This is a genomic window from Pseudomonas sp. JZ134 (assembly GCF_051027695.1).
Lineage (GTDB): Bacteria > Pseudomonadota > Gammaproteobacteria > Pseudomonadales > Pseudomonadaceae > Chryseomonas > Chryseomonas luteola.
The window spans coordinates 430,693-455,808 of record NZ_CP069250.1 but is presented as its reverse complement, the minus strand read 5'-3'; the positions used below and the strand labels follow the sequence as shown (position 1 = coordinate 455,808).

The 25,116-nt window shown below is 53.2% G+C and carries 21 protein-coding genes, 2 tRNA genes, 2 rRNA genes and 1 pseudogene; 9 read left to right on the top strand and 17 right to left on the bottom strand.

Going from position 1 to position 25,116, the window contains the following annotated elements:
* Nucleotides 1-64: 64 nt before the first annotated feature.
* The 5 genes from JQR86_RS02030 to tyrS form a co-directional block, all read right to left on the bottom strand.
* A 23S ribosomal RNA gene (locus JQR86_RS02030) occupies nucleotides 65-2,955 on the bottom strand.
* Nucleotides 2,956-3,202: 247 nt separating this feature from the next.
* Nucleotides 3,203-3,278: transfer RNA gene (locus tag JQR86_RS02025), tRNA-Ala, on the bottom strand.
* Between the two features lie 6 nt (nucleotides 3,279-3,284).
* A tRNA-Ile gene (locus JQR86_RS02020) sits at nucleotides 3,285-3,361 on the bottom strand.
* Between the two features lie 98 nt (nucleotides 3,362-3,459).
* A 16S ribosomal RNA gene (locus JQR86_RS02015) occupies nucleotides 3,460-4,996 on the bottom strand.
* Together the 16S and 23S rRNA genes with 2 tRNA genes alongside form the textbook arrangement of a ribosomal RNA operon.
* A gap of 487 nt (nucleotides 4,997-5,483) precedes the next feature.
* Nucleotides 5,484-6,683 carry a tyrosine--tRNA ligase gene (gene tyrS / locus JQR86_RS02010; protein ID WP_074826802.1) on the bottom strand — a complete coding sequence of 400 codons (1,200 nt, stop codon included), beginning with the start codon at nucleotides 6,681-6,683 and terminating at the stop codon, nucleotides 5,484-5,486.
* Between the two features lie 171 nt (nucleotides 6,684-6,854).
* Here tyrS and JQR86_RS02005 point away from each other — a divergent pair, with 171 nt between their 5' ends.
* Together JQR86_RS02005 and JQR86_RS02000 are read left to right on the top strand one after the other, a co-directional pair.
* Complete coding sequence (locus tag JQR86_RS02005; RefSeq protein ID WP_312272059.1) at nucleotides 6,855-8,285, top strand: peptidoglycan DD-metalloendopeptidase family protein; 1,431 nt, start codon at nucleotides 6,855-6,857, stop codon at nucleotides 8,283-8,285.
* A 5-nt stretch (nucleotides 8,286-8,290) separates the two neighbouring features.
* On the top strand, nucleotides 8,291-9,385 hold the full coding sequence (locus tag JQR86_RS02000) for an anhydro-N-acetylmuramic acid kinase (RefSeq protein ID WP_312272058.1): 1,095 nt from the start codon (nucleotides 8,291-8,293) through the stop codon (nucleotides 9,383-9,385).
* A 43-nt stretch (nucleotides 9,386-9,428) separates the two neighbouring features.
* Here JQR86_RS02000 and erpA read toward each other — a convergent pair whose 3' ends face one another.
* On the bottom strand, nucleotides 9,429-9,779 hold the full coding sequence (gene erpA, locus JQR86_RS01995; RefSeq protein WP_019367557.1) for an iron-sulfur cluster insertion protein ErpA: 351 nt from the start codon (nucleotides 9,777-9,779) through the stop codon (nucleotides 9,429-9,431).
* A gap of 178 nt (nucleotides 9,780-9,957) precedes the next feature.
* Here erpA and hemJ point away from each other — a divergent pair, with 178 nt between their 5' ends.
* From hemJ to coq7, 5 genes are all read left to right on the top strand, one after another.
* Nucleotides 9,958-10,383 (top strand): protoporphyrinogen oxidase HemJ, encoded by a 426-nt coding sequence (hemJ, locus tag JQR86_RS01990; RefSeq protein WP_010795956.1) that lies wholly within the window; start codon nucleotides 9,958-9,960, stop codon nucleotides 10,381-10,383.
* 69 nt (nucleotides 10,384-10,452) lie between these two features.
* Nucleotides 10,453-11,391, top strand: a complete 939-nt coding sequence (locus JQR86_RS01985) for a DUF805 domain-containing protein (RefSeq protein WP_404628179.1) — start codon at nucleotides 10,453-10,455, stop codon at nucleotides 11,389-11,391.
* A gap of 57 nt (nucleotides 11,392-11,448) precedes the next feature.
* The gene (locus tag JQR86_RS01980; protein WP_010795958.1) at nucleotides 11,449-12,237 is read left to right on the top strand and encodes an SDR family NAD(P)-dependent oxidoreductase; all 789 of its coding nucleotides are present in this window, start codon (nucleotides 11,449-11,451) and stop codon (nucleotides 12,235-12,237) included.
* Nucleotides 12,238-12,302: 65 nt separating this feature from the next.
* On the top strand, nucleotides 12,303-12,644 hold the full coding sequence (locus JQR86_RS01975) for a histidine triad nucleotide-binding protein (protein ID WP_010795959.1): 342 nt from the start codon (nucleotides 12,303-12,305) through the stop codon (nucleotides 12,642-12,644).
* Between the two features lie 41 nt (nucleotides 12,645-12,685).
* Nucleotides 12,686-13,333, top strand: coding sequence for a 2-polyprenyl-3-methyl-6-methoxy-1,4-benzoquinone monooxygenase (coq7, locus tag JQR86_RS01970; RefSeq protein ID WP_010795960.1), 648 nt, complete (start codon nucleotides 12,686-12,688; stop codon nucleotides 13,331-13,333).
* Nucleotides 13,334-13,380: 47 nt separating this feature from the next.
* On the opposite strand, the gene speD is transcribed toward coq7, so the two are convergent.
* The gene (gene speD, locus JQR86_RS01965) at nucleotides 13,381-14,175 is read right to left on the bottom strand and encodes an adenosylmethionine decarboxylase (RefSeq protein WP_010795961.1); all 795 of its coding nucleotides are present in this window, start codon (nucleotides 14,173-14,175) and stop codon (nucleotides 13,381-13,383) included.
* Between the two features lie 218 nt (nucleotides 14,176-14,393).
* Nucleotides 14,394-14,816 carry an OsmC family protein gene (locus tag JQR86_RS01960; RefSeq protein ID WP_150346490.1) on the bottom strand — a complete coding sequence of 141 codons (423 nt, stop codon included), beginning with the start codon at nucleotides 14,814-14,816 and terminating at the stop codon, nucleotides 14,394-14,396.
* A 208-nt stretch (nucleotides 14,817-15,024) separates the two neighbouring features.
* On the opposite strand from JQR86_RS01960, the gene crp reads away from it, so the two are divergent.
* Nucleotides 15,025-15,669 (top strand): cAMP-activated global transcriptional regulator CRP, encoded by a 645-nt coding sequence (crp, locus tag JQR86_RS01955; protein WP_010795963.1) that lies wholly within the window; start codon nucleotides 15,025-15,027, stop codon nucleotides 15,667-15,669.
* Nucleotides 15,670-15,719: 50 nt separating this feature from the next.
* Here crp and trpC read toward each other — a convergent pair whose 3' ends face one another.
* The 6 genes and pseudogenes from trpC to rpe form a co-directional block, all read right to left on the bottom strand.
* A complete protein-coding gene (gene trpC, locus JQR86_RS01950; RefSeq protein WP_150346489.1) occupies nucleotides 15,720-16,556 on the bottom strand; it encodes an indole-3-glycerol phosphate synthase TrpC in 837 nt (278 codons plus the stop codon).
* Entirely contained in the window at nucleotides 16,553-17,602 is a 1,050-nt protein-coding gene (trpD, locus tag JQR86_RS01945) for an anthranilate phosphoribosyltransferase (RefSeq protein ID WP_286788980.1), read from the bottom strand. The genes trpC and trpD overlap by 4 nt, the downstream gene beginning before the upstream one ends.
* A gap of 2 nt (nucleotides 17,603-17,604) precedes the next feature.
* Nucleotides 17,605-18,198 (bottom strand): anthranilate synthase component II, encoded by a 594-nt coding sequence (locus JQR86_RS01940; protein WP_010795966.1) that lies wholly within the window; start codon nucleotides 18,196-18,198, stop codon nucleotides 17,605-17,607.
* Between the two features lie 12 nt (nucleotides 18,199-18,210).
* A complete protein-coding gene (trpE, locus tag JQR86_RS01935; RefSeq protein ID WP_434154226.1) occupies nucleotides 18,211-19,701 on the bottom strand; it encodes an anthranilate synthase component I in 1,491 nt (496 codons plus the stop codon).
* A 64-nt stretch (nucleotides 19,702-19,765) separates the two neighbouring features.
* Nucleotides 19,766-20,623: pseudogene (locus tag JQR86_RS01930) on the bottom strand (phosphoglycolate phosphatase).
* Entirely contained in the window at nucleotides 20,620-21,297 is a 678-nt protein-coding gene (gene rpe, locus JQR86_RS01925; protein ID WP_122041487.1) for a ribulose-phosphate 3-epimerase, read from the bottom strand. The pseudogene JQR86_RS01930 and the gene rpe overlap by 4 nt, the downstream one beginning before the upstream one ends.
* Before the next feature lie 261 nt (nucleotides 21,298-21,558).
* Between rpe and JQR86_RS01920 the strand changes: the two genes are divergently transcribed.
* Complete coding sequence (locus JQR86_RS01920; RefSeq protein ID WP_286788978.1) at nucleotides 21,559-22,590, top strand: alpha/beta hydrolase family protein; 1,032 nt, start codon at nucleotides 21,559-21,561, stop codon at nucleotides 22,588-22,590.
* Here JQR86_RS01920 and JQR86_RS01915 read toward each other — a convergent pair.
* The 3 genes from JQR86_RS01915 to JQR86_RS01905 are packed head-to-tail and all read right to left on the bottom strand — an operon-like array spanning nucleotide 22,587 to nucleotide 25,020.
* Nucleotides 22,587-23,336 (bottom strand): DnaJ domain-containing protein, encoded by a 750-nt coding sequence (locus tag JQR86_RS01915; protein ID WP_074826831.1) that lies wholly within the window; start codon nucleotides 23,334-23,336, stop codon nucleotides 22,587-22,589. The genes JQR86_RS01920 and JQR86_RS01915 overlap by 4 nt on opposite strands.
* Complete coding sequence (murU, locus tag JQR86_RS01910) at nucleotides 23,336-24,007, bottom strand: N-acetylmuramate alpha-1-phosphate uridylyltransferase MurU (RefSeq protein ID WP_286788976.1); 672 nt, start codon at nucleotides 24,005-24,007, stop codon at nucleotides 23,336-23,338. The genes JQR86_RS01915 and murU overlap by 1 nt, the downstream gene beginning before the upstream one ends.
* A complete protein-coding gene (locus tag JQR86_RS01905) occupies nucleotides 24,004-25,020 on the bottom strand; it encodes an aminoglycoside phosphotransferase family protein (RefSeq protein WP_286788975.1) in 1,017 nt (338 codons plus the stop codon). Before JQR86_RS01905 ends, murU begins: the two co-directional genes overlap by 4 nt.
* Between the last annotated feature and the right edge of the window lie 96 nt (nucleotides 25,021-25,116).

Below are 25,116 nucleotides of genomic sequence, written 5' to 3'. Positions count from 1 at the left end.
TGTTTTGCGGTTCAACCAAGCTTTCGGCCGGTCTTTACCAAACAACAGATTGTTTGGGTGTTATATGGTCAAGCCTCACGGGCAATTAGTATCGGTTAGCTCAACGCCTCACAGCGCTTACACACCCGACCTATCAACGTTGTAGTCTTCAACGGCCCTTCAGGAAGCTCAAGGCTCCAGTGAGATCTCATCTTGAGGCAAGTTTCCCGCTTAGATGCTTTCAGCGGTTATCTTTTCCGAACATAGCTACCCGGCAATGCCACTGGCGTGACAACCGGAACACCAGAGGTTCGTCCACTCCGGTCCTCTCGTACTAGGAGCAGCCCCTCTCAAATCTCAAACGTCCACGGCAGATAGGGACCGAACTGTCTCACGACGTTCTAAACCCAGCTCGCGTACCACTTTAAATGGCGAACAGCCATACCCTTGGGACCGGCTTCAGCCCCAGGATGTGATGAGCCGACATCGAGGTGCCAAACACCGCCGTCGATATGAACTCTTGGGCGGTATCAGCCTGTTATCCCCGGAGTACCTTTTATCCGTTGAGCGATGGCCCTTCCATACAGAACCACCGGATCACTAAGACCTACTTTCGTACCTGCTCGACGTGTCTGTCTCGCAGTCAAGCGCGCTTTTGCCTTTATACTCTGCGACCGATTTCCGACCGGTCTGAGCGCACCTTCGTACTCCTCCGTTACTCTTTAGGAGGAGACCGCCCCAGTCAAACTGCCCACCATACACTGTCCTCGATCCGGATAACGGACCAGAGTTAGAACCTCAAGCATGCCAGGGTGGTATTTCAAGGATGGCTCCATGGGAACTGGCGTCCCCACTTCAAAGCCTCCCACCTATCCTACACAAGCAGGCTCAAAGTCCAGTGCAAAGCTACAGTAAAGGTTCACGGGGTCTTTCCGTCTAGCCGCGGATACACTGCATCTTCACAGCGATTTCAATTTCACTGAGTCTCGGGTGGAGACAGCGCCGCCATCGTTACGCCATTCGTGCAGGTCGGAACTTACCCGACAAGGAATTTCGCTACCTTAGGACCGTTATAGTTACGGCCGCCGTTTACCGGGGCTTCGATCAAGAGCTTCGCTTGCGCTAACCCCATCAATTAACCTTCCGGCACCGGGCAGGCGTCACACCCTATACGTCCACTTTCGTGTTTGCAGAGTGCTGTGTTTTTAATAAACAGTCGCAGCGGCCTGGTATCTTCGACCGGCATGAGCTTACGGAGCAAGTCCTTCACCCTCACCGGCGCACCTTCTCCCGAAGTTACGGTGCCATTTTGCCTAGTTCCTTCACCCGAGTTCTCTCAAGCGCCTTGGTATTCTCTACCCGACCACCTGTGTCGGTTTGGGGTACGATTTCTAATTACCTGAAGCTTAGAGGCTTTTCCTGGAAGCATGGCATCAACCACTTCCTCTTCATAAGAAGAGTCGTCATCAGCTCTCGGCCTTAACTGTCCGGATTTACCTAAACAGTCAGCCTACCGCCTTAAACTTGGACAACCAACGCCAAGCTGGCCTAGCCTTCTCCGTCCCCCCATCGCAGTAATTAGAAGTACAGGAATATTAACCTGTTTCCCATCGACTACGCCTTTCAGCCTCGCCTTAGGGGTCGACTCACCCTGCGTCGATTAACGTTGCGCAGGAACCCTTGGTCTTTCGGCGTGCGAGTTTTTCACTCGCATTGTCGTTACTCATGTCAGCATTCGCACTTCTGATACCTCCAGCAAGCTTCTCAACTCACCTTCACAGGCTTACAGAACGCTCCTCTACCGCTCATCTTGCGATGAACCCGTAGCTTCGGTGTGTAGTTTGAGCCCCGTTACATCTTCCGCGCAGGCCGACTCGACTAGTGAGCTATTACGCTTTCTTTAAAGGGTGGCTGCTTCTAAGCCAACCTCCTAGCTGTCTAAGCCTTCCCACATCGTTTACCACTTAACTACAACTTTGGGACCTTAGCTGACGGTCTGGGTTGTTTCCCTTTTCACGACGGACGTTAGCACCCGCCGTGTGTCTCCCATGCTTGCACTTCTGGGTATTCGGAGTTTGCATCGGTTTGGTAAGTCGGGATGACCCCCTAGCCGAAACAGTGCTCTACCCCCCAGAGTGATACATGAGGCGCTACCTAAATAGCTTTCGAGGAGAACCAGCTATCTCCGAGCTTGATTAGCCTTTCACTCCGATCCACAAGTCATCCCCTGCCTTTTCAACGGAAGTGGGTTCGGTCCTCCAGTCAGTGTTACCTAACCTTCAACCTGCTCATGGATAGATCGCCCGGTTTCGGGTCTATACCCAGCGACTAAAACGCCCTATTAAGACTCGCTTTCGCTACGCCTTCCCTATACGGTTAAGCTTGCCACTGAATATAAGTCGCTGACCCATTATACAAAAGGTACGCAGTCACCCAACAAAGTGGGCTCCCACTGCTTGTACGCATACGGTTTCAGGTTCTATTTCACTCCCCTCTCCGGGGTTCTTTTCGCCTTTCCCTCACGGTACTGGTTCACTATCGGTCAGTCAGTAGTATTTAGCCTTGGAGGATGGTCCCCCCATATTCAGACAACGTTTCACGTGCGCCGTCCTACTCGATTTCACTCAAAAGATCCTTTCACCTACGGGGCTATCACCCACTATGGCCGCACTTTCCAGAGCGTTCGGTTAAAATCAATTGAGCTTAAGGGCTAGTCCCCGTTCGCTCGCCACTACTTAGGGAATCTCGGTTGATTTCTTTTCCTCAGGGTACTTAGATGTTTCAGTTCCCCTGGTTCGCCTCTCACACCTATGGATTCAGTGTGAGATACCTGACTTATGTCAGGTGGGTTCCCCCATTCAGAGATCTCCGGATCACAGTCTATTTGCCGACTCCCCGAAGCTTATCGCAGGCTATCACGTCTTTCATCGCCTCTGACTGCCAAGGCATCCACCGTATGCGCTTATTCACTTGACCATATAACCCCAAAGAATCTGAAGTTATGTTTGGTTTGGAACACGACATTCGCCGAAAACTTGCGCTTGAACTCGCAAATTTACCTTGACCACATAGTCTGCAGTGAAACAGCCTATGTGTTCGTACTTCTATCACATACCCAAATTTTTAAAGAACAGTCTGAAAACAAAGTTCAGAAGTCAATGCTCCGACCCAACCCTTAAGGGGGGGGTAAGCACTCAGTTCTGAGCTTTAACGCGGTGTTAGATGGTGGAGCCAAGGAGGATCGAACTCCTGACCTCCTGCGTGCAAAGCAGGCGCTCTCCCAGCTGAGCTATGGCCCCATCGATTGGTGGGTCTGGGCAGATTCGAACTGCCGACCTCACCCTTATCAGGGGTGCGCTCTAACCAACTGAGCTACAGACCCAATCGTCTAACGCTTGAGTCTTGACTCATCTCGCGTCTTTATTTCAGTGAATCAAGCAATTCGTGTGGGAGCTTATGCCAAAGCTGGGATCTATCGATTAAGGAGGTGATCCAGCCGCAGGTTCCCCTACGGCTACCTTGTTACGACTTCACCCCAGTCATGAATCACACCGTGGTAACCGTCCTCCCGAAGGTTAGACTAGCTACTTCTGGTGCAACCCACTCCCATGGTGTGACGGGCGGTGTGTACAAGGCCCGGGAACGTATTCACCGTGACGTTCTGATTCACGATTACTAGCGATTCCGACTTCACGCAGTCGAGTTGCAGACTGCGATCCGGACTACGATCGGTTTTATGGGATTAGCTCCACCTCGCGGTTTGGCAACCCTTTGTACCGACCATTGTAGCACGTGTGTAGCCCAGGCCGTAAGGGCCATGATGACTTGACGTCATCCCCACCTTCCTCCGGTTTGTCACCGGCAGTCTCCTTAGAGTGCCCACCATAATGTGCTGGTAACTAAGGACAAGGGTTGCGCTCGTTACGGGACTTAACCCAACATCTCACGACACGAGCTGACGACAGCCATGCAGCACCTGTGTCAGAGTTCCCGAAGGCACCAATCCATCTCTGGAAAGTTCTCTGCATGTCAAGGCCTGGTAAGGTTCTTCGCGTTGCTTCGAATTAAACCACATGCTCCACCGCTTGTGCGGGCCCCCGTCAATTCATTTGAGTTTTAACCTTGCGGCCGTACTCCCCAGGCGGTCAACTTATTGCGTTAGCTGCGCCACTAAAGTCTCAAGGACCCCAACGGCTAGTTGACATCGTTTACGGCGTGGACTACCAGGGTATCTAATCCTGTTTGCTCCCCACGCTTTCGCACCTCAGTGTCAGTATCAGTCCAGGTGGTCGCCTTCGCCACTGGTGTTCCTTCCTATATCTACGCATTTCACCGCTACACAGGAAATTCCACCACCCTCTACCGTACTCTAGCCAGGCAGTTTTGGATGCAGTTCCCAGGTTGAGCCCGGGGATTTCACATTCAACTTACCAAGCCACCTACGCGCGCTTTACGCCCAGTAATTCCGATTAACGCTTGCACCCTCTGTATTACCGCGGCTGCTGGCACAGAGTTAGCCGGTGCTTATTCTGCTGGTAACGTCAAAGCTGCAACGTATTAGGTTACAACCCTTCCTCCCAGCTTAAAGTGCTTTACGACCCGAGGGCCTTCTTCACACACGCGGCATGGCTGGATCAGGCTTTCGCCCATTGTCCAATATTCCCCACTGCTGCCTCCCGTAGGAGTCTGGACCGTGTCTCAGTTCCAGTGTGACTGATCATCCTCTCAGACCAGTTACGGATCGTCGCCTTGGTGAGCCGTTACCCCACCAACTAGCTAATCCGACCTAGGCTCATCTGATAGCGTGAGGTCCGAAGATCCCCCACTTTCTCCCGTAGGACGTATGCGGTATTAGCGTTCCTTTCGAAACGTTGTCCCCCACTACCAGGCAGATTCCTAGGCATTACTCACCCGTCCGCCGCTGAATCAGAGAGCAAGCTCTCCTCATCCGCTCGACTTGCATGTGTTAGGCCTGCCGCCAGCGTTCAATCTGAGCCATGATCAAACTCTTCAGTTCAAACATATTTGGGTTTTGAGAAAACCCTAAACTTGGCTCAGCAATCGCAAATAAACTCTCGAATTCACGAGTGTTACTTGTCTTGCTGATAATCTTGTCGATCCATCAGTCTTACAGCACAAGCACCCACACGAATTGCTTGATTCAACTTGTTAAAGAGCGGTTGGTTAAGACCTTGTCTCAACCGAGGCGCGCATTCTACGCTAACCTCTTGTCCTGTCAAGCATTTTGTTCAACCGGTCTAACCCGCTGAACTGCTTGCCGGACCTGCCGGATCAGGAAACCTGTTCTGGCAGCGGGAGGCGTATTCTACACAAGCCCAGAGGCTTGTCAACTACCGCTTCCCTCTTTCCACTTCTGCCAGACCGGAGGCCTGACCTTAACTAAACAGCTAAGCCATTGATCTACAAGGCTTTTTGCCGTTCCGTTGCAGCGGAAGTGGGCGCATTATAGGCCCCTCCGCTCACAGGTCAAGCTTTATTTTGAACTACTCAGCTTTAATAACAATGCGGGCAAATGCCTTCTTGCCTGCCTGACAAACATGAGTAGTACCCAACTTGAAGACAAAGCTTCGATCTACTACTTCACCATCAACCTTTACGCTACCTGCGTTCAGCAAATCACGTGCAGCAGCTGAGTTCTTTACCAGACCTGCGCGATTGAGCACTGCGGCTACGGGCATATCCTCCGCAGTCGTTAACGTTACCTCTGGAATTTCCTCTGGTAGCTCGCCGTCCTTCATGCGATTGCCAGCAGAACGGTGAGCGGTAGCAGCTGCCTCCTCACCATGGAACCGGGCAACGATCTCCTCGGCCAACTTGATCTTGATATCGCGCGGATTGGCACCCGCCTCTACATCATGGCGAAACGCTTCAATCTCACTCATCGCCCTAAAGCTTAAAAGCTCAAAATATCGCCACATCAGCGAGTCAGGCATTGAAACGATCTTATTGTACATAACGCCAGGCGCTTCCTGGATGCCTATATAGTTGCCAAGCGACTTGGACATCTTCTTGACGCCATCCAGCCCCTCAAGCAAAGGCATGGTGAGAATGGACTGCGCCTCTTGGCCATAGGCACGCTGCAACTCGCGGCCCATTAACAAATTGAATTTCTGATCAGTTCCACCAAGCTCGACATCTGCTTTCAATGCAACCGAGTCATACCCCTGAACCAGGGGGTACAAGAACTCATGAATAGCAATGGGTTGATTAGTCGCGTACCGCTTACTGAAATCGTCACGTTCAAGCATACGTGCGACCGTGTACTGAGACGCCAGGCGGATAAAGTCAGCCGGTGTAAGCTTGTCCATCCAAGCAGAATTAAACGCCACTTCAGTCTTCGCCGGATCCAATATCTTGAATACCTGAGCTTTATAGGTTTCGGCGTTTTCAAGAACCTGGTCACGCGTCAACGGCGGACGAGTCGTGCTTTTACCACTGGGATCGCCAATCATGCCTGTGAAGTCACCAATCAGGAAAATGACCTGATGACCCAGCTCCTGGAATTGACGTAGCTTATTGATCAGAACGGTATGGCCTAGATGAAGGTCTGGAGCTGTAGGATCAAAGCCTGCTTTGATACGCAACGGAGTCCCTTTCTCAAGCTTTGTAATGAGCTCAGATTCAACCAAAAGCTCGTCAGCTCCACGCTTGATCAGCGCTAACTGTTCTTCTACCGATTTCATTAGCCAATCCCGCTTAAATTAATGGCGCAACCATACAAGATCACCTGATAAAAACAAGATTTCCAGAAACCTCTACCTATCAGGCACATATTGAAAATTATTAAGGGTTGTTCGGAACTTTATTTGATTATATTTTAGGCAGTTATTCATGCTCAAAAGCACCGCTACGTCATGACACAACCAACTCCAAAAAGCCCGTTGTATCCTAAAAGCCATATCCTGGCTGCTAGTGGGGTCGCTGCGCTTCTGAGTTTGGCTCTGCTGGTGTTTCCTTCTCGCGATGTCGAGGCAAAGAAAACGCTCGTTAATATGGATATTCAGAATAGTGCTGAGCGCATTATTCAAGAAAAGGATGACCTTCGACAGCTAAGCACTCTCTCAGAGCCTGAAGCGTCCACAACTGAAAGTCCGTTCGCCAGTATTCCTGAGTCAACCGAAACGGCTCAAGAACCCAACTCAGCTGAACCCTCTTCTACCGAAAGCCTTGCCTCAGTTGACCCTCAGTGGAAAGTCGAAACTGTTAAAAATGGCGACACGCTTTCCACATTATTCTCGGCAGCCGGTTTGTCAGCAAACGTGCTGCAAGACGTTTTAAATAGCGACAAAGAAGCCAAAGCCCTTAGCCGAATTCACATAGGCCAAAAGCTCGAATTCAAGGTATCTCAGACCGGTGACCTGCTCGGCTTCCGAAGCAAGCCAAACGCCTTGGAAACCATCACGATCTCCAAAGCTGAAAGTGGTTATGACTTTAAGCGTGAAATAGCACAGCCTGATGTTGAAAAGGCTTATGCACGCGGCGTTATTGATAGCTCTCTATTTACAGCTGGCCGACGCGCCGGCCTGTCCCACGACATGATCATGTCACTGGCCAACGTATTCGCCTATGATATTGACTTCGCACTGGATATACGAGAAGGCGACGAATTCGAGGTCATCTACGAAAAGAAGGTGGTCGATGGAAAGCGTGTCGGCAACGGCAACATTTTAGCGGCGCGCTTCACCAACCGCGGTAAAACCTTTACCGCAGTCCGCTATACCAGCAAGCAAGGCACTACGAATTACTACACGGCTGACGGTAGCAGCATGCGTAGGGCATTTATTCGTACTCCAGTAGAGTTTACCCGTATCAGCTCTCGTTTTTCCCTGGGTCGTTACCATCCTGTCCTGAGCAAGATTCGTGCGCATAAGGGTGTGGACTACGCAGCACCAACCGGTACGCCTATCCATGCGACAGGGGATGGCAAAGTGGTAGAAGCTGGGCGCAAGGGTGGTTACGGAAACGCTGTAGTAATCCAGCACGGACAGCGCTACAGCACTGTTTATGGACATATGAGCAAATTCGGTCAAGGCATTCGACCAGGCGTACAGGTTAAGCAAGGACAGGTTATTGGATATGTAGGCATGACAGGACTCGCAACGGGACCTCATTTGCACTATGAATTCCGCATCAATGGTACGCATGTCGATCCGCTCGGCGTAAAGCTACCTATGGCTGATCCTATCGCAAAAAATGAGGTGAAACGTTTCTTGAGCCAAAGCCAGCCTTTAATGGCCCGCATGGACCAGGAAAAGTCCACCCTTCTTGCCATGAACAAGCGTTGACAGGTATGACGCTTTATATAGGGCTAATGTCTGGTACCAGCTTGGACGGACTGGACATTGCCCTTATTGATCAAACGGCTACTAGATGCACGCTTATCGGCTCTCATTATGTGCCGATGCCATCGAGCCTCAAACATAAGCTTCTTGAACTGTGCAGTGCTGGCGACAACGAACTGGAACGTGCCGCACTGGCTGAGCAGGATTGGGTCCATTTGGCTGCTCAAGGTATTGAGCAACTCCTCAGCGAAGCGCAGCTATCGACCTCGCATATCAGAGCGATTGGTAGTCACGGGCAGACAGTCAGGCATAGTCCATCTGATGGCTACACGATTCAGATCGGCAACCCGGCACTTCTTGCAGAGCTGACAGGGATTGATGTTGTTGCAGATTTTCGTCGACGGGATGTGGCTGCTGGTGGACAAGGTGCTCCCCTCGTCCCCGCTTTTCACGCGGCCATCTTTGGAGATCCGGCGAAAGAGCGAGCCATTCTTAACATCGGTGGTTTTACCAATATTACATTGCTATCACCTAGCCACCCTATAGAGGGCTTCGACTGCGGCCCAGGTAATGTATTGATGGATGCATGGATAAATGAGCACAAAGGCGAGCCTTATGACCAGTTTGGTGCCTGGGCTGCCAGTGGCTCCATTTCATCCATGCTTCTTAATGCCTTTTTGTCTGATTCTTTTTTTGCCAAACAGGGGCCTAAAAGTACTGGGCGCGAGCTATTCAATTTAAGCTGGTTAAAACAAAAGCTCTCAGTGCTTCCTGCGATACCGGTAGCCGATGTTCAAGCAACCCTGGCCGAGCTTACCGCCATTTCTGTCTGTGATTCGCTGCGACTGGCTCAACCCACATGTGCCGAGCTATTTATCTGTGGCGGCGGTGCTCACAATGAGTTTCTGCTTAAGCGACTCTCTGCTCATTTACCAGAAACGCTCGTTACAACCACAGACGCACTTGGCGTTTCGCCAGACTGGGTAGAAGCAATGGCATTTGCCTGGCTGGCACATTGTTTTGTTGAGCGCATACCGGGTAACTGCCCGGACGTAACAGCGGCTAAGGGGCCTAGAATCTTAGGCGCGCTGTATCCTGCCTAAGCGAAAGCGCCGCGTTTAAACGCGGCGCCTCAGTAAAGCCTTCTTAGATTGAGAAAGACTGACCGCAGCCACATGTAGTTGCCGCATTAGGGTTCTTAATGACGAAACGCGAACCCTCCAGCCCCTCCTGATAATCGACTTCAGCGCCAGCCAGATACTGGAAGCTCATAGGATCGACAACCAGACTTACGCCGTCACGCTCTACAATGGTGTCGTCTTCAGCCGTATCTTCATCAAATGTAAAGCCGTACTGGAAGCCAGAACACCCTCCCCCCGTCACAAACACGCGCAGCTTAAGACGAGGGTTGCCCTCCTCATCGATTAAGTTCTTTACCTTATTGGCTGCACCGGGGGAGAACAATAAGGGAGTCGGAATGAAGGTTTCGATGGTCATGCTTGAATCTCCCGGCTTTCGCCGATACCAACTGCAATATGCAACATTATCCGCTTAACCCAGAAAAATGGTCAACTATTCTGCGACCGACCGATAATTAAAACTTAAATCGCTTATAAGGTGACGCCTGCAATACGGGCATCTACTATCTCTGGTTTTATATTGCCGGAGATACCTGATGCTCTATCTATGGATCAAAGCGTTACACATCATAGCTTTAGTCTGCTGGTTTGCCGGTCTGTTCTATTTGCCCCGACTTTTTGTCTACCACGCGCAAAGTGAAGACACCGTTAGCCGTGAGCGCTTCATTCTGATGGAGCGAAAGCTGTATCGAGGAATCATGCTGCCTTCAATGCTGGCTACGCTTGTTTTCGGCATTGTATTACTGGTCCTGAATCCAGGCTGGCTGAGTCAGGGCTGGATGCATACCAAGCTTGCACTTGTCTTTTTGCTGGTCGGCTATCACCACATGTGCGGTGCCATGCTGAAACGCTTTGCGCGAGGTGAAAACAAACACAGTCATGTATTCTACCGCTGGTTTAATGAAGCTCCTGTCCTGATCCTGATTGCGATCGTGATCCTGGTTGTCATCAAACCCTACTAAATTTCCAGACGCAGCATATCCTGACAATATGCTGCGTGCCTCTTCTATTGTGCGACAAGGAAGCTCGCCATGTCTGATACGCGTTACAAGATTACCTTTGATGGGCAATTGCTCCCCGGCGCCTGTCGAGATGATGTACTGGAGAATCTTGCGAAACTTTTCAAAAGTGATACGCAGAAAATAGCCCAGCTGTTTCGCGGTCCGGTTACATTAAAAAGGGACCTTTCGGAACCTGAGGCTGATCGTTACCTAGCAGCTTTGAGACAAGCTGGCGCTCAAGCCAGGAAAGAACAGGACTTGGCCTCCATGCTTACGTTGGTTGAGGACAAAGAAACACCAGCAAAAGAAAGCACACGGTTAATGACTTGTCCAAAATGTGGACATGAACAGACCAAGCGCGACGAATGCGAGCAGTGCGGCATTATTGTTGAAAAGTACCTGGCACGTCAGGCTGAGCTAGCGTCAGAGCCGCCCGCACCGTCAACTGCGCCAGTCATGGCCGCGTCTCCTTATGCTCCGCCTCAAGCAGACCTTTATACCCATGGCGAACATGAATACGGTACCTTGAAGGTCTTCAGCCTCAAAGGTCGAATAGGACGCCTGCGCTTTTTAGCTTGGTCGCTTGTAGCATCTGCCGCTTTTTTTGCCGCCTTTTTTGCACTACTGACAACGGTAGGGATCGCAAGTCTCATGACGTCGCATCCCTCAATCCTTACAGGGCTTGGGCTTAGTGCGCTGCTTGGTCTTGCAATGCTATTTATTAACCTGAGCATAGGTGTTCAACGCTTGCATGATTTAGGCTGGTCAGGCTGGCTCTGGCTTTTGAGCATCGTTCCGCTCATAGGAGGCCTGTTTACTTTCGTGCTGATGGTCTTACCAGGATCACGTACAGCCAATCGCTATGGTGCACCGCCTCCACCTAACAGCATAGCGGTCAAGCTTTTAGCGGGTGTCTGGCTATTTATTGTGATCGCTGTGATTCTGGCCTCCCTTGTGCGCCCTAGCTAAGGGCACCCTGCCACGCCGGAGCGGTCCAACTCCATGCCGTACTTCTGAGGGAGCATCATGCCTCGCTATGCATTAATTACTGGCGCCTCTAGTGGAATAGGCCTTGCGCTTGCTGAAGCACTGGCGCGCCGCGGTCATCCCTTGATCTTACTTGCCCGAAAGCGGGAGGCACTTGAAAGCATTGCCAGTGAGCTGGCCCAGCGATTTGGCGTGGAAGTACTTTATCGTGTTTGCGATCTGTCGGAGCCGCTGCATGTGACAGGGCTTCTGCACGAGCTTGAGCAGAGCGAGAAGGTTATCGACCTGCTTGTGAACTGTGCAGGCATGGGGACTGGCGGCCCCTTTCTTTCCTCCGACTGGTCACGCGAGCAGCACCTTATTGAGTTGAATGTGCTGGCCCTGACTCGCCTCTGCCATGCCCTAGGTGCGCACATGGCTCAACAGGGCGGCGGACAGATTCTCAACGTGGCTTCGACGGCCGCCTTCCAGCCCATTCCGCTTATGAGCAGCTATGCCGCCAGCAAGGCGTATGTCCTGCATTTTTCCGAAGGGCTGCGTGAAGAACTAAAAAGCCGAGGCATTTCCGTCTCGGTGTTATGCCCTGGCCCAACGCGTACAAGCTTTTTCCGCAAAGCCGGCATGCAGACTGCCTCAATGGAGAAAGGCAAAACCATGATGGGCGCCGAGGAGGTTGCATTGATCGCCATGCATGGCCTCGCCAAGCGCAAGGCCATCATTCATTGCGGATGGCGAAACCGCCTGACGGCAATGGTACCTCGTTTTTTGCCACGCTCACTTGTAAGAAAAGTTACCGACAGAATAGGCCGCATGCTGACATCACCTTGACTTGCGTCTGTGCGCAAAAGATAACCCTCGCTACACTTTGATCTTCAAATACACAGGAGACATCCATGGACTGCCTGTTCTGTAAAATCGTGGCGGGAGAGATTCCAGCCCGCAAGCTTTATGAGGACGATCATGTCATTGCCTTCCATGACATATCGCCCCAGGCGCCCGTTCATTTTCTTGTCATTCCCAAGAAGCATATCGCCACGCTTCATGACCTGAGCGAAACCGATGACAAGACGCTAGCAGGTCATATCCTGTTTACGGCACAACGCCTGGCCCAGGAACAAGGTTGCGATGAAGGCTTCCGGGTGGTCATGAACTGTAATCCAATGGGTGGACAAACGGTTTACCACATCCATATGCATGTACTTGGCCAACGGCAAATGACATGGCCGCCGGGTTAAGCGTTCCTTTACCCTCCCCTGATTTGAACCTGGAGACTGGAATGGCTAACGATCGTCACTATTCCCCTGCAGATCACCTGTTCATGCAGGTTGATGCCGCATTAAAAACACTACTGCCTTTCAATGGACACCCTAATAGGGCCTCCCCTGCGCTGAGTCATTCGGAAGCCGAGCTGGATGAGTCCAGCACCCGGCACGTGGCTGGACTGATGCGCATCAACCACACCGGAGAAGTGTGCGCACAAGCGCTCTATCAGGGACAGGCCTTGACGGCCAAGCTGCCTGAAATTCGAAGCGCCATGGAAGAAGCCGCTGACGAGGAGATTGATCACCTCGCCTGGTGCGAACAGCGAATTAAGGAGTTGGGAAGCCATACCAGCGTACTTAATCCATTGTTCTATGGCCTATCATTTAGCATCGGCGCGACTGCTGGCCTGATCAGCGATCGCCTCAGCCTTGGCTTTGTCGCCGCGACAGAAGAGCAAGTCTGTAAGCATCTTGATGAGCACCTGATGCAGCTTCCTTCGGAAGACAAGCGCTCCCGAGCGATTCTTGAGCAGATGCGCATTGACGAGGAGCAACATGCGGATCATGCCCTGGATGCAGGCGGGCTACGCTTCGCTACGCCTATCAAACTTGGCATGACGCTTCTTTCAAAGGTAATGACCAAAAGCACATACCGCATTTAAGACAACAAAAAGGGCGCTCAAAGCGCCCTTTTAATTTCACCTGCTGCTTAACGAGGCAGGTTACGACCAGAAAATATCTCACGCATCTCATGCTTGAGGCGTTGCGTTACCTGCTCACGCTGCTCACGCGAAAGATTCTGAGTAGCATCACCAAACAGGTAATTTTCTAGCTCGAACTCTTTCAATAGCATCTTGGTGTGGAACAGATTGTCCTGATAGACGTTTACATCCGTCATCTGATAGGCCGAACGCGTGTCTTCAGACAGGTAGTTCTGGATGGAATTGATCTCATGATCGATAAAGTGCTTGCGTCCTTCCACATCGCGGGTAAAACCACGAACGCGATAGTCGACAGTCACAATATCCGAATCAAACTGATGAATCAGATAATTCAATGCCTTTAGCGGTGAGATGACGCCACAGGTAGACACATCGATATCGACACGGAATGTGGCGATGCCGTCAACGGGATGAATTTCCGGATAGGTATGAACCGTAATATGGCTTTTATCCAGATGCCCTAAAATTGTTTCGCGTAGCGGACCGGGTGATTCCTCGATCTGGCTTTCGGTAGGCTCAACAGGCTGCTCCGAAATGAGAATGGTCACGCTGGCGCCCTGAGGGTCGTAATCCTGGCGAGCGATATTCAGAATATTGGCACCGATGATATCCACGACGTCTGTCAGGATCTGAGTCAGACGCTCGGCGTCATACTCTTCATCAATGTACTGTACATAGGCTTGCTGATCTTCTGACGTCTCTGCATAGCAGATGTCATAGATATTGAAGCTCAAGGTCTTCGTCAGGTTGTTGAAACCATGGAGCCTGAGTTTACTTTTCACCGTAGGGAACTCCCATAGGTACGGTCTCTGACCGTGGTCGTGAATGCCCGTCATCTGCATAAGGCGCAGGTGCGTAGGGCCGTTTCATACCTCTTCGCATTGGCGATTGTGGCTGTGCTTGTCGGGCCTTGCCCTGAAAAGGGGCGCATTATGCAGAGCCTGAGGGCTATCCGCCAGAGGTTGCGCCCGAAAGACGATGAATTGATGACAGTCAGGGCTTAATTAAGCTCTATGATCTCGTATCCGTGCGAAATCTCGACGCCCGCACGCTCCAGCATGATGGAAGCTGAACAATACTTTTCTGCAGACAGCTCAATGGCGCGCTTGACCTGCGCTTCCTTCAAGTCACGGCCCTTGACCACAAAGCGGATGTGTATCTTGGTAAATACCTTGGGTTCGGATTCAGCCCGCTCAGCCTCAAGAAAGGCCTCACAGCTCTCTACAGCCTGGCGAGATTTCTTTAAGATACTCATCACATCAAAGCTGGTGCAGCCACCCAAGCCGATTAGCAGAGCCTCCATTGGGCGGACGCCCAGGTTACGACCGCCATGATCAGGAGAGCCGTCCATGACAACCACATGGCCACTGCCCGACTCGCCCAGAAACATGGCCTCACCGGCCCATTGAATTCGTGCTTTCACCATGAGACTCCACAGCAAGTAAAAAAATAGAGTACCACAGCCCCATAAATGTGATGGAATGCTATCAAACTGCCATTAAACTGTTAGTCACGTCGCACACTTCACAAGTCGTGATCTGCAGAGTAAAAATTCACTTTAATTTAGTGGCAAACTTGCCGATATGTTCAAATCCCTGTAGACAAGGCTTGTCTCAACTTCAGGAACCAGCATGGCCGCTATTATTCCTCCTGCAAAACTTCAACATCTCGATAAACTGCTCGCGCATTGCTCGCGTCGCCGCTATACCGCCAAGACGACGATCATTTATGCGGGTGATAACAGTGAAAGCCTGTTCTTCATCCTCAAAGGGTCGGTAACGATTCTGATTGAGGACGACGAAGGTCGCGAAATGATCATCGCCTATTTGAATGCGGGCGACTTTTTCGGCGAGATGGGGCTATTTGCCAAGGAAGGAAGCGAACCCGAACGCAGCGCCTGGGTTCGTGCACGCACGGAGTGCGAGGTTGCCGAGATCAGCTACAGCCAGTTCAGAGAACTGAGCCAGCAAGATCCCGACATGCTCTTCTCGCTGGGCCGCCAGATGGCCGAGCGTCTGCGCCAGACTACGCGTAAGGTAGGTGATCTTGCCTTCCTGGACGTGACTGGTCGTGTCGCTCGTACGCTGCTTGACTTGTGCAAACAGCCCGACGCCATGACGCATCCGGACGGTATGCAGATCAAAATCACGCGCCAAGAAATTGGCCGCATCGTTGGATGCTCACGTGAAATGGTCGGTCGCGTACTCAAGTCTCTGGAAGAACAGGGCCTTGTCCATGTGAAAGGCAAGACGATGGTTGTGTTTGGTACTCGCTAAACACACCATGCTCTGACAAAAAAGCCGGCTCGCGCCGGCTTTTTTATTAATCACTCTACGTCGAGGGAGGAGATCCCCGCGCGTCTTTCAGGAAAGAACAGCCGGTGCAGCTCGTGTCCGGGATCCTCTGCACGCATGAATGCTTCACCTACTAAAAAGGCATGCACATCGCTGACTTGCATCAGCTCAACGTCAGCCCTGTTCAGAATGCCACTCTCGGTTACCACCAGACGTTCTCGTGGAATAGACGGCAAAAGGTCCAGTGTTGTTTCCAAGCTCACTTCAAATGTATGCAGGTTACGGTTATTGATACCGATCAGCGGCGTATCGAGCGTTTTCAGCGCTCGCTCCAACTCATTTGCATCGTGAACTTCAACAAGCACATCGAGGCCAACCGACTTTGCCGTAGCGGCTAGCTCTGCCATCAAGGTATCGTCCAGGGCGGACACGATGAGAAGAATGCAATCAGCACCAATCACACGGGCTTCAACGACCTGATATGGATCGATCATGAAGTCTTTACGAATGATAGGTAACGAGCAGGCTGCCCGGGCTTCCTTCAAATAGGCATCGCTGCCCTGAAAGAAATCGATATCCGTCAGGACCGAAAGACAGGTCGCGCCGCCTGCTTCATAGCTTCGTGCAATATCTGCCGGTACGAACTCCTCACGTAGGACACCCTTACTGGGCGAGGCCTTCTTGACCTCAGCAATGACCGCTGGTTCTCTGCGTGCCACGCGATCCATCAGGGCCTGGGCAAATCCCCTTGGTGATTCAGAGGCCTGCGCCAAGGCCTCCAGATCGGCCAGTGGAAGCGCTGACTTACGCTGTGCTACTTCTTCAGCTTTGCGGGCCAGGATTTTTTGCAGAACGGTAGGTACGCTCACGCTTGATTCTCCACTTTGTATACCGCTGTAAAGCTGGCCAACTCATCCATTTTTTCCCGGGCAAGGCCGCTGTACAACGCGTCATGCGCCAGATTGACACCTTCTTGCAAACTTGAAGCTAGATCAGCTGCATACAATGCGGCTCCCGCATTAAGCACAATCATGTCAGCGGCCTTTTGCCCAGCCTCGGTTTTCCGACGCCCCAGGGCATCCCGGATCAGACTTAATGAAGCCTCCGGGCTGTCGACTGTAAGCCCGATCAAGCTCTGACTCTTGATACCAACATCCTCCGGAAGGACTTCATACTCTTGAATTTGTCCATCCTTGAGTTCAGCAACACGTGTAGGCGCCGCCAGGCTGAACTCGTCAAGCCCATCCCTGGAGTGAACAACCAGCACATGCTTGCTGCCTAGCCGCTGCAGCACTTCGGCAAGGGGACGGCACAGTGCAGGCGTGAATACCCCTACTACTTGATGCAAGACACCGGCTGGACTGGTCAACGGACCTAGCATGTTGAATAACGTACGCAGCCCCAGAGACTTTCGAGGGCCTGCAGCATGGCGCATCGCACTGTGGTGCGATTGGGCAAACATAAAGCCTACCCCTATCTCGTTAACGCAACGGGCTATTTGTTCGGGCGTCAGGTTGAGATAAATCCCCGCCGCTTCAAGCAGGTCGGCACTGCCGCTTTTACCTGAAACAGCACGGTTGCCGTGCTTGGCTACTTTTCCCCCAGCAGCCGCGACAACAAAGACAGAAGCCGATGATACGTTGAAGATATTGGCCCCATCCCCTCCTGTTCCCACAATGTCCACAACGTGCTCAAGGCTGGGCAATTCAACCTTGGTAGCCAGCTCGCGCATCACGCTTACGGCACCACAGATTTCATCGATGGTTTCGCTCTTGATACGCATGCCCATGAGAAAAGCGCCGATCTGGGCATCATCACATTGCCCGGTCATGATCTGGCGCATGACGTCCTGCATTTCGCTTGTGGTCAGGTCGAGTTGACTGACGATTTTGCCGAGCGCTTCCTTGATATCCATGACTAGCGTGCGCCTCCGGTCTGCTTGAGGAAATTGGCCAGCAGGTCATGACCGTATTCGGTAAGAATCGACTCGGGGTGAAACTGGACACCTTCCAGCATGTACTCGCGGTGACGGAGCCCCATGATTTCATCCATGGTTCCATCTTCGTGTTGAGTCCAGGCAGTAATTTCCAGACAGTCCGGCAGCGTTTCTCGTTTCACCACAAGCGAATGGTAGCGCGTGACCGTAAAGGGGTTGGGCAATCCGGCAAATACACCCTCACCCTTGTGATAAACCAGGCTCGTTTTGCCATGCATCGGCTCACGCGCTCTGACCACCTCACCTCCAAATGCCTGCCCCAGGCTCTGATGACCAAGGCACACACCCAAAGTAGGCACTTTGCCTGCGAAATGTTTCAGCAGTTCGAGCGAGACGCCTGCCTCATTCGGTGTGCAGGGGCCTGGGGAAACGACAATGCGCTCCGGCGCCAGCGCATCGATTTCGTTTACGGTCGTTTCATCGTTGCGTACGACTTTTACGTCTGCCCCTAACTCGCCCAGGTATTGCACGAGGTTATAGGTGAAGGAATCGTAGTTATCCAGCATCAGTAACATGGTAGCGCTCCTTCAGGTACGCGAAGTCGTAGAAGTTTGTTCAGCCAGTGCAACCGCGCGGAACATCGCACGACGTTTATTGATCGTTTCTTCCCATTCCGCAGCAGGTTGAGAGTCTGCAACGATGCCCCCACCGGCCTGAACATGAAGCTCACCGTTTTTGATGACGGCAGTGCGAATCGCGATGGCAGTATCCATATTGCCATTCCAGGCCAGATATCCTACGGCACCGCCGTAGACACCTCGCTTGACAGGCTCCAGCTCATCGATGATTTCCATGGCGCGGATCTTCGGCGCGCCGGACAGCGTACCTGCCGGCAGGATGGCACGCAGGGCATCCATGGCATTGAGACCGTCCTTGAGCTGGCCGGTCACGTTGGACACGATGTGCATGACATTGGAATAACGCTCGATCACCATTTTTTCGGTCAGCTTGACCGAGCCGGTCGACGATACGCGGCCAACATCATTACGACCCAGATCGATCAGCATCAGATGCTCGGCAATTTCCTTTTCATCACTGAGCAGATCTTTTTCGAGCTCAAGATCCTGCTCCTCAGACGCTCCTCGTGGACGCGTTCCGGCGATAGGTCTAACCGTTACCAGCCCTTCCTCTACTCGAACAAGGACTTCCGGTGAACTGCCCACAACATGGAAATCACCAAAGTTAAAGAAGTACATGTAGGGGGTTGGGTTGAAGCAGCGTAGCGCGCGATAGAGATCGATGGGGGCGGCCTTGAAATCGATGGACATCCGCTGGGAAGGCACGACCTGCATGCAGTCCCCGGCCAGGATATAGTCCTTGATCTTGACAACCGCCTGTTCGTAATCCGCTTGAGTAAAGCTGGCTCGAAACTTGGGTTCCTGCGCCTGAGGCGCACTAAAGTCGAGTCCACGGCGCGGCATAATAGGCTGACGCAGGCGCTCCAGTAATTCATCCAGGCGCGCCTTGCCTTGGTCGTAGGCATTTTCATCGGCCGGGTCGACCAGCACGATGGCATGCATCTTGGTAGATAGATTATCGAACACCACGACAGCATCAGATACCATCAGCAGGATATCGGGATTGCCCAGCGGGTCAGGATTGGGGCAGGCACCCAGGCGCTTTTCGACATAGCGGACACAGTCATAACCGAAATAGCCGACCAGGCCCCCATTGAAGCGCGGAAGGTTAGGCAGTGTGGGCACGCGATAGCGCTGCTGGAATGCTTCGACAAACGCTAGCGGGTCCTCGACCTCAACGGTTTCGACGACCTCATCGCCCTCATGAATCGTGGCCTGGTGACCATAGACTCGCAGTACGGTGCGACTGGGCAGCCCGATAATGGAGTAGCGACCCCATTTTTCACCACCTTGGACAGACTCAAGCAGGTACGTATTGGTGGTATCGGCCAACTTGAGATAAAGCGACAGCGGCGTGTCGAAATCAGCCAGGGTTTCGAATGTCAGGGGAATACGGTTATAGCCGGCAGCGGCCAAACGCAGGAATTCTTCGCGGGTCATGATCAGCCTCGTGGAGGGTAAAGGTCAGGTGCAAAACGCGCCGGGCATGCCGGCCAGGAATGAGTCAGGCGCGCCAGCGCCAACGCGCCAGGGCCTTGATGACCTTCATCCACAGTTTGCAGGTGACCACCACGATTCGATCTCTTCGCCGGGTAGATAGGAATACGGCCACACTAGCTCAGGCAACTCGCTGAATCAACCTCTTTGCCATAGCGAGTGTGGCATTTTATCGCTAAGCCAGTAACTGCCTAAGGTCGTCCAGTAGCCAGTCAGGTGACTCATCAGCTATGGGCTGACCATGATTGTAGCCATAGGTCATCGCGACGCAGCGCACTCCGGCGGCCCGTGCAGCACGGATATCGTTACGTGAATCGCCAATGAACAAGGCGTCGTCAGGCTTGGCACCCGCCTTGCCCATGACATAGAGGAGCCCGGCAGGATCAGGCTTTTGTTGAGGTAACGTATCCCCTCCTACGATCCATGAGAAAAAATCGCCCAACTGCATGTCATCCAGAAGTGGGCCAACAAAGCGCTCCGGCTTGTTGGTAATGACGGCCATCGCAATCCCTTTGGCCTTGAGCGTCGCCAGCGCTTCCTGAACGCCGGGGTACACGACCGTGAGCTCGTGGCTGCCCCCATAAAGAGACATGAAAAGGCTCAGTGCCTCATCTGCCTCAGCCTCCGTGATGTGGCTGTGCTCCATCTGATCCGCCAAGGCACGACGAACCAGCACACGGGCTCCATTGCCAATCCACAGCCTGACCTTATCCAGCCCTGCAGGGGGTCGACCTAGCGTTTCAAGCATGGCATCAACCGCTGCGGCCAGATCTGGGGCTGAATCGAGAAGCGTGCCGTCCAGATCAAACATGATCAGCCGTGGCTGCTCTCCATCAAACAAGGTTTCCAGCACGCCTTGACTCATACCGCACGTGCCTTGGCCAGCTCATTACGCATGGTCTTGATGACCTCTGCATAATCCGGCGCATTAAAGATGGCGGAGCCCGCAACAAACGTATCGGCACCGGCACGTGCGATTTCACCGATGTTGGAAACGTTGACGCCGCCATCAATTTCCAGACGAATCGGCAGGCCGGAGGCATCGATCAGCTCACGTGCCTCGCGCAGCTTGTCGAGTGTTTTCGGAATGAACTTCTGGCCACCAAAGCCCGGATTCACACTCATCAGCAACACCATGTCGATCTTGTCCATGACATATTTCAGGCAGTCCAGGGACGTCGCCGGGTTAAAGACCAGCCCTGCTTTACAACCACCTGCCTTAATGAGCTGCAGTGAGCGGTCGATATGCTCTGAAGCCTCGGGGTGAAAGGTGATGAACGAGGCGCCCGCCTCGATGAAATCACCGATAATACGATCCACTGGCTTGACCATCAGATGCACATCGATAGGCGCCGTCACGCCATACTTGCGTAGCGCCGAACAGACCATGGGGCCAATCGTGAGATTGGGCACATAGTGGTTGTCCATAACATCGAAATGGACGATATCGGCGCCCGCTGCGAGCACCTTGTCTACATCTTCACCCAGACGGGCAAAGTCAGCGGAGAGGATCGACGGAGCGATAGCATAAGGTTGCATGGAAAAGCCTCAAGGCAAGTCAGCGGAAAGCGGCATTGTACCCAATGCAGCGGCTGGGCATTCATGCATTAGAGAGCTGACAACCGGCATTTCTCCCCGCTGCTGTCTTGCACAGCACATCTTGCAGGGCACACTTGCCGCTTGTGGCGGTCAGTGCAAGTAGATGCCTCTTATTTGCGTGCCGCGGTAGACATCGCCCATGACAGCATGACCAAAGGTGATTAGTCTTCCGCCCATTCTGGACAGGACGAAGTGCACTTCATGTTTAGCCGACCCGGTGTGTTCAACAAGACCCTGCTGCTGATTGCTCTTGGCATGGCCAACAATGCCTCTGCCGAAGAAGCTACTACCCCGCCAGCCCCTGCTGCCGAACGAGCAGCTCCGATTGGACGCAGTCAGGATACTGCGCAGGCGCTAGAGCGCACGCTCCCCAAAAGCGAGCAGCAGACCCTGACGGCGGGCAACGAGCAATTCCTGGCGTTATGGAAACCTGCCAATACTGCCCAGCCTCAGGGAACGATCGTCCTGATACCGGGCGATGGCGAGTCCGCTGACTGGCCCAACACCATCAGCCCACTCAGGCAAAAATTGCCCGACGAAGGTTGGCAGACACTTAGTCTGACCCTGCCCGACCCGCAAAACCAGGCTCCACTGCCGCGTAACGCCAATGGGGCGACTTCTGCTCCTGCCGATGCCGATGCATCCACTGCAGAGGGTGCGTCCCCCACACCCGTAGAAGGTGTGACCGGCACCGCACCAACACCTGAAACCCAGGCTGAAATAGGTAGTGGCGAACCCGCACAGGCAGGCAAGGCACCCTCGGATGCCAAAGCATTGCAGGATGCCTATGCGGAGGGCGTCATGGCTAGACTGGCGGCCGGAATCGACTTTGCGCTACAGCGAGGCTCCAAGCAGGTGATTCTGCTCGGTCACGGTACCGGAGCCTATTGGGCAGCTCGCTACCTCGCTGAACGAGAGCCCAGCGAGCTTCATCACTTGATTATCATTGATGGCAAGGCACCGATTAATTCGGGCTCAAATCTGGATGCGATCGTGCCCAAGCTCAAGGTAGCAACAGGCGACTTCTATCATAACCAGTCTTCGATCGCTCAAGCCTCGGCCCAGCAGCGCCGCCAGGCTGCCAAGCGGGAACAGGCCAGCGATTACACCCAGGTTGCCCTAAAGACGATTCCCGGCGACCCCTCCAATGAGCAGGAACAGTTGTATCGTCGTGTGCGAGGCTGGCTTAGCACACACATAGCGGCAGGCGGTGGAGAGCAGCCTGCGCACTAACGAAAGCCATGCCGTTCTTTGATAAGCCGATAGGCTGCGTGCAAGGCAGCGGTTTTTTCCGCTGCCTCCTGAACCACATATTTATTGGCGCCGGCACCTTGAACCTTGTCGGGATGATGCCTGCTGAGCAATCGCCGATAGGCTTGCTTGATACTTTTGCTATCGCTGCTCTCGCTTACCCCTAGCAGCGCCAAAGCCTCTTTATAGCCATTGTTTGCCCGCGGCTTCTTCGCTGACCGCATGGGCTGCAGTTCATCTACTCGCGTTTGTGAGAGCCCGGCCCACAATCCCCATTGCCGGATCAGGTCCCGCTCACCAGGCCGGACGCTGCCGTTCACCCATACCATTCGCCAACAGGCACGAATGATAATTTCAGCCTGACTTTCCGCTGCAGCCAGCCGGGTACGAGCCGAGCGAACTGCCGTTTTACCCTGATTGAACGCAGCGATTGCACGGCGGCGGCCCTCAACGTCCAAACCCAATCGCTTAATTTCACCTTCAGCCTGGCGAATATGTGCCGTCGACACTTGCCCCCCTGCCTTGGCCAGATGGCCGAGCAGTTCAAACAAGAGCTGATGCTCAAAACCAACCTGCCCCAGCCGCAGGCGCAGCGCAGACCAGGAGGTGAGTCCCAGCTTACGCTCGGCCGCATGCCCTAACATTGCACCCAGCAATGCTCCAGAAAGATCAGCTGCTGCCCAGCCGGTAAGCGCCCCGGACAGCGTTAAAGGCCATGGCCAGAACACTAGGCGCTCGCCTCGATCAGTTGCTCGACTTCTGCCAGCCGCTCATGGGTTCCTACATCGACCCAACGACCGGTATGCAGCGTCCCGCTGACACGCCCTTCTGCAATGGCTGCGCGCAGTACAGGCGCCAACTTGAAGGCGCCTGCCTCGCAGGTGCGAAATAGATCGGGATGCAGTATTGCAATACCGCTGTAGGTAAACCTGTCGCAAGCCTCGCCAGCTTCAACCACGCGTCCATTACTCAAAAAGAAATCCCCTTCAGGGTGGTGAAGAGGGTTATCGACCAAAATCAGATGCGCTAAATCACCGGCGGTCAGCTGTAACGGCCGATAGTCGTAATCCGTCCAGATATCGCCATTAGCCACCAGGAAAGGCTCTTTACCTAACAGCGGAAGCGCCTTGAAGATGCCGCCGCCGGTTTCCAGCGGCTCACCTTCAGGCGAGTACACGATACTGACGCCTAACCGCGAGCCATCTTGCAGGTAGTCTTCTATCTGCCGCCCCAGCCACGCATGATTGATAACAAAATCGTTGAAACCAGCCGCCTTCAAAGCCCGAATCTGGTATTCGACCAACGGTACACCGCATGCTTTAACCAAAGGCTTTGGAGTATGCAAGGTAAGCGGGCGAAGCCGCTCTCCACGCCCTGCCGCAAGAATCATGGCTTTCATACGGTAGAGGCCTCCCGAAGCTCGGCGAGCAAGGCCTTCAAAGGCGCGAGTTCAGGGCGCCGCGCGATAACCGCCTCGATATAGGCGAAGAAACGCGGCACGTCAGCCAGATACTTGGGCTTGCCGTCTCGATGGCAAATGCGCGCAAAGATCCCGATGACCTTGAGGTGTCGTTGTACGCCCATCAGGTCGCTGGCTCGGTAAAAATCTTCAAAATCCTCGCCAACCGGCAAGCCTTGCTGCCGGGCACGGGTCCAGTAAGTTTCGATCCACCCTCTGACACGCTCCTCCGGCCAACTCAGGAAGGCATCCTTGAAAAGGCAGGTCACGTCATAGGTAATGGGGCCGTATACCGCATCCTGAAAATCCAGGACACCCGGATTTGGCATACTGACCATCAAGTTGCGCGGCATGTAATCGCGATGCACCAAGACGCGCGGCTGCGCCAGTGCGCTGTCAATCAGCAGCTCACAGACCGACTCCCACGCGTCCTGTTGCGCCGCATCGAGGCGATGATCAAGAACGTAGCGGACATACCAGTCAGGAAATAGCTGTAGCTCACGTGCTAACAGGGCGCGGTTGTACTCTGGCAGATGACCTTCCGTCGGAAGAACCTGATAGGTCAATAACGCATTCAAAGCGTCATTAAAAAGCGCGTCGGCATTATCGGATGTCAGTACGTCAAGGTATGTTTGCCGCCCTAGATCATCCAGCAGTAAAAAGCCCTGTTCTATATCCTGAGCCAGGATTTCCGGCACATGCACACCGGCCTCGGCCAGTAGCGCGGCCACATGCACAAACGGCCGGCAGTCTTCCTGTGGAGGTGGTGCATCCATAACGATCAGGGTACGGCCGTCACATTCCCAGCGAAAATAACGACGAAAACTTGCATCGCTACTGGCGGGGGTCAGCTCGCCTTCTCCAGGCGCTCCCCAGCCTTTTTTATTGAACAATTCAGGCAGACACGCGTCCAGCCACTGACAGAGTTGGGTAAAGCGAACATCTTCAGACATTTATAACGGTTTCCCTCGGCCCTAGCCGTTGCGCAGGTCATGCTTTATTATCCGATATCTTTTTGAGCCCATCGAGAGGCCTGCGGTCCGTTTCCG